At 73.8% G+C, this 3991-nt stretch carries 7 protein-coding genes; 6 read left to right on the plus strand and 1 reads right to left on the minus strand.

The genetic code is table 11. The annotated features are described in order from the left end of the window. On the plus strand, window positions 1-302 hold a 302-nt coding region (locus ACVMLK_RS20000), incomplete at its 5' end, for a hypothetical protein (RefSeq protein ID WP_457487413.1). A 78-nt stretch (window positions 303-380) separates the two neighbouring features. Here the strand turns inward: ACVMLK_RS20000 and ACVMLK_RS20005 are convergent. Beyond that, window positions 381-680 (minus strand): hypothetical protein, encoded by a 300-nt coding sequence (locus tag ACVMLK_RS20005; protein ID WP_422926047.1) that lies wholly within the window; start codon window positions 678-680, stop codon window positions 381-383. A 217-nt stretch (window positions 681-897) separates the two neighbouring features. Here ACVMLK_RS20005 and ACVMLK_RS20010 point away from each other — a divergent pair, with 217 nt between their 5' ends. The 5 genes from ACVMLK_RS20010 (at window position 898) to ACVMLK_RS20030 (ending at window position 3877) form a co-directional block, all read left to right on the plus strand. Then, a complete protein-coding gene (locus ACVMLK_RS20010) occupies window positions 898-1566 on the plus strand; it encodes a hypothetical protein (RefSeq protein WP_457487414.1) in 669 nt (222 codons plus the stop codon). 184 nt (window positions 1567-1750) lie between these two features. Next, window positions 1751-2449 carry a septum site-determining protein MinC gene (gene minC, locus ACVMLK_RS20015; protein WP_457487415.1) on the plus strand — a complete coding sequence of 233 codons (699 nt, stop codon included), beginning with the start codon at window positions 1751-1753 and terminating at the stop codon, window positions 2447-2449. Between the two features lie 37 nt (window positions 2450-2486). Further along, window positions 2487-3335, plus strand: coding sequence for a septum site-determining protein MinD (gene minD / locus ACVMLK_RS20020; protein WP_422926053.1), 849 nt, complete (start codon window positions 2487-2489; stop codon window positions 3333-3335). Window positions 3336-3353: 18 nt separating this feature from the next. Further along, window positions 3354-3599: a hypothetical protein gene (locus tag ACVMLK_RS20025; protein ID WP_422926055.1), complete on the plus strand. Its 246-nt coding sequence runs from the start codon at window positions 3354-3356 to the stop codon at window positions 3597-3599. An 11-nt stretch (window positions 3600-3610) separates the two neighbouring features. After that, window positions 3611-3877 (plus strand): helix-turn-helix domain-containing protein, encoded by a 267-nt coding sequence (locus ACVMLK_RS20030; protein WP_457487416.1) that lies wholly within the window; start codon window positions 3611-3613, stop codon window positions 3875-3877. The last annotated feature ends 114 nt before the right edge of the window (window positions 3878-3991 follow it).

Here is a 3991-nt window from a genome sequence, read left to right on the forward strand (position 1 = left end):
CCCCCCCCCCCGCCCCCCCCCCCCCCCCCCCCCGCCGGGCCCCCCCCCCCCCCCCCCGGCCCGCCCCCCCCCCCGCCGCCGCGGCGGCCGAGGCGGATCCCTTCTGGTGGGGCAGCGGCCGCCCGGCCCGGGTGGCGCACGACCAGGAGCAGGCGATGCTGTCCACGCTGGTCGAGGTGTTCAGCCGCATGAACAAGGCCGGCGCGCAGCGCGGCGCGGAGGCCCGGGACCTGCCCGCCGGGATCGTCCAGGCGCTGCGCGAGGACGCCGCCGCGGCGCGGCGCGCCTACGGCCAGGGCTGACGGGCGCCGGTCCACTCCGGAGGGCGCCGGCGGCGCCTTCCCCGGCCGAGCTGTGTTTTTTCGCGCGACCCCGGCCGCTCAGGACCGGGTGGCGCGCCGGGCATCGTTCTCCCGCCGGACCTCGGCGCCATGCGCCCGGCCGGCCCTGTAGCACTGGCGCAGCGCCGCCATCAGCAGCGCCCGCTGCCCCGGCACGACCAGCCAGTCCTGCGGCGCGCGGCGCGCCAGCAGATCCAGCCCGATCCCCTCGCCCAACGCCATGGCGGCCGCGTCCTGCGCCGGGCCGCACAGCCCGTCCCGGCGACCCAGCGCCGCGGCCCGGCTCAGCATGGTTTCGGCGAGCTGCTCGGGCGAGGGGTCGACAAGCTGGATCGGCATGCTGCGGTGTCCTTCTGGGAGGGGTCGGTGAGACAAATCTGTAGGATTTCGCGCGGTTTATCAAGTATTTTTCGCATAACGTCGCAACCCGGCCGCAGCGGTGCTGCCATACGGGAGCCCTACCGGCGCCGCGCCAGGGTCGCGGGAGATTTCCGGAGAAATTTGCGAAAAATTTCTGTGCGATGAAGACACTGAGGCCCCGATCATGGAGAAGGCCATGCCATCCCTCCCCCGACCGCTCCTGCCGGCGCTGCTGGCCTGCGCGGCCCTTGGCGGCGCCGCCTGCCTGCCGATGGCAGGCCCGCCAGCCTGGCTCGCCCCGCCCCCCGCCCTCGCCTACTGGCTCCTCGCCAGCCTGGCCCTGGCGCCGCTTCCCCTGCTGCGGTCCCGGCGCCGCCGCCGGCACCGGGCGGGGTTGCTCTCCCTCGGCCTGCAACTGGCGCCCGACGCGCTGACCCTGCGGCGCCGCGCGACGCTGCGCCTCGCCCGGGGCACGCCGGCCCGCGGGGCCGCCAGCCAGGACGGCTGGCGGCTGGAACTGGAGCGCGGCGGGGCGCCCGACCTGTCCTGGCGCCTGAGCCTGCACACGGCGGCCCGGGCCGGAGCGCCTTCCCAGGCCCGGGCCGCCAGCCTCGAATCCGTGCTGGAGGCCGCCCGCCGGCTGTGGGGCCCGGCGGCGGACAGGACCGCCCCGGCCGACTGGCTGGAGCATGACCTGGAGATTGCCCTGCCGGACCAGCGCCGGCGCCTCACCATCCTCGCGGAAGGCGGCTATGCCCTGCAGGACGCGGCAGGCTGCACCGCCATATCGCCGGTCCTGGCCGAGCGCCTGCTGGCCGCGTCCCAGGCGGTACCGAGCCGGGCGACGCCGGACCTGACGGCCTGACGGCCTGACGGGGAGAGCCTGCCATCCCGCCGGCGGGCAAGGGGACGGGCGGGGCGACGGCGCGAAATCTCTTGCGCTCTATGCGAAAAACGGTCTATGCAGACCAGGCCCGCAAGAGGCGGGCTCAGCTTACCCGGCAGAATGCGAAACTTACCGGGTGAAGCGCCGGCAGAAGGCAGGCGTGATGAGGTATGAAACCACCCGGGCCGCGGCCACGCAGCCCCCCCTGACACTGCGTGGCCGCGCCCAGCCCCTGCTGACGCTGGAGCTGGCGGATCTGCCGGAAACGGCCCTGGAGACGGCGTTGCAGGAGCGGCTGTCCCGCTCGGCGGGCTTCTTCCGCCATGCCCCGGTCCTGCTCGACCTGACCGCCCTGCCCGCCGCCGCCGCCGCCCGCCTGCCCGGGATGATCGAGGCGGTGCGCCGCACCGGCCTGGTCCCCGCCGCCTTCCAGGCCCGCTGGCCGGAGATCGAGCGCGCCGCCCTGGCCGCCGGCCTCGGCCGCATGCTCGAGGCGGAGCCCGGCCAGGACCTCGCCGCCCCCTGCACCCGCCGCCCGGCCCTGATCATTGGCGAACCGGTGCGCTCGGGCCAGACGATCTACGCCGCCGAGGCGGATCTGATCGTGCTGCACTCGGTCTCGCCCGGGGCGCAGCTGCTGGCCGATGGCTGCATCCACGTCTATGGCGCGCTGCGCGGCTCGGCCAGCGCCGGCCTGGGCGATGACACGCAGGCCCGCATCTTTGCGAAAATCATGGACCCCGAGCGCCTCGCCATCGCCGGCCTCTGGCTGGGCGCCGAGGAGATTCCGCCCGAATGGCTGAAGCGTCCGGCCCAGCTCCGCATCAGCGAGGGCTGGCTGCGTTTCTCGCCCCTGCCCTGACCTCCGACCCCTCGCACCGACAACAGGGAGAACCCGAATGTCCGCGACCGTGATCACCGTGACCTCCGGCAAGGGGGGCGTCGGCAAGACGACCACCACCGCCGCCTTCGGCGCCGCCCTGGCCTTGCGCGGCAAGCGTGTCTGCCTGGTCGATTTCGACGTCGGCCTGCGCAACCTCGACCTGGTGCTCGGCATCGAGAAGCGGGTGGTCTACGACTTCCTGCACGTGGCGAGCGGCCAGGCCAAGCTGCAGCAGGCGTTGATCAAGGACAAGCGGATCGACAACCTCTTCGTCCTCGCCACCTCGCAGACGCAGGAGAAGGACGCCCTCACCCCCGACGGCGTCAGCCGCGTCATGGAGGAGCTCAAGCGCGAGTTCGACTACATCCTCTGCGACAGCCCGGCCGGGATCGAGCACGGCGCCATGATGGCGCTCTACCACGCCGACCACGCGCTGGTGGTCTGCAATCCCGAGGTCAGCTCGATCCGCGACGCCGACCGCATCCTCGGCTTCATCGCCGCCAAGTCTCGGCGCGCCGAGACGGGACAGGAGCCGGTGCGAGAGCATCTGCTGGTCACCCGCTTCGACGCCGAGCGTGTGCGGGCGGGCGAGATGCTGCCGCTGCACGACATCCAGGACATCCTCTCGGCCGATCTGCTCGGTGTCATCCCGGAGAGCCGGGCGGTGCTGAAGGCCTCGAATTCCGGACTGCCGGCCAGCATGGACGCCGCGACCGATGCCGGCCAGGCCTATCGCGAGGCGGTGTCCCGCTTCCTGGGCGAGGTGCGCCAGCCGGTGCGGGTGCCGAGCGCCGCCGTCATCAGCGCCACCCTGGCCGTCGCCGAGCAGCGGAGCTTCCTGCGCCGCCTGTTCCGCTTCGCCTGATCTCCTGAAAGGAAAGCCATGCCCCTGATCGCCCTGATCCAGCGCCGCCGGAGCACGGCGCATCTCGCTGCGGCGCGGCTGCGCCGGCAGGTCGGCGCCGATCGCGTCGCGGTGCTGGGGGAGGACATCACCCAGCGCCTGCAGGAGGCCTGCCTGCGGGAGATCCGCAAGCTGGCGCGCGGCGGCCAGGTGCGGGTCAAGATCGGCACCTCGCCGAAGCTGGAGCTGCGCGAGATCGACATCGACCTGACGCCGGGCCGCTGAAAGGACGCGACATGCTGATCTCGGCCGCGCAATGCCGCATGGCCCGCGCCGCGCTGGGCCTCTCCCTGCGCGAGCTGGCCGCGGCGGCGGGCGTCTCGGTCAATACGCTGAGCCGGATCGAGGGGGCGGGCAATGTCACCAGCCGCACCCTGGGCAAGGTGCAGGCGGTGCTGGCCGGCCAGGGCGCGCTCTTCCGTCGCGACGGCTCGGTCGGCGTTCTGACGTCAGAAGGGGCACCGGCGCACCTCGGCGCCGAGGCCGGGCCCCATGGCCTATAGGCTCCAGGGCTAGGCGCCAGGACCCTGTCAGGCCGCCCTAGGCCTCCAGCAGGGCGGCGATCTCCCGCCGCAACGCCTCCAGCCCGTCCCGCTGGGGCGGGCTGAGCGGCCGGC

This window comes from Teichococcus aerofrigidensis, from assembly GCF_054073225.1.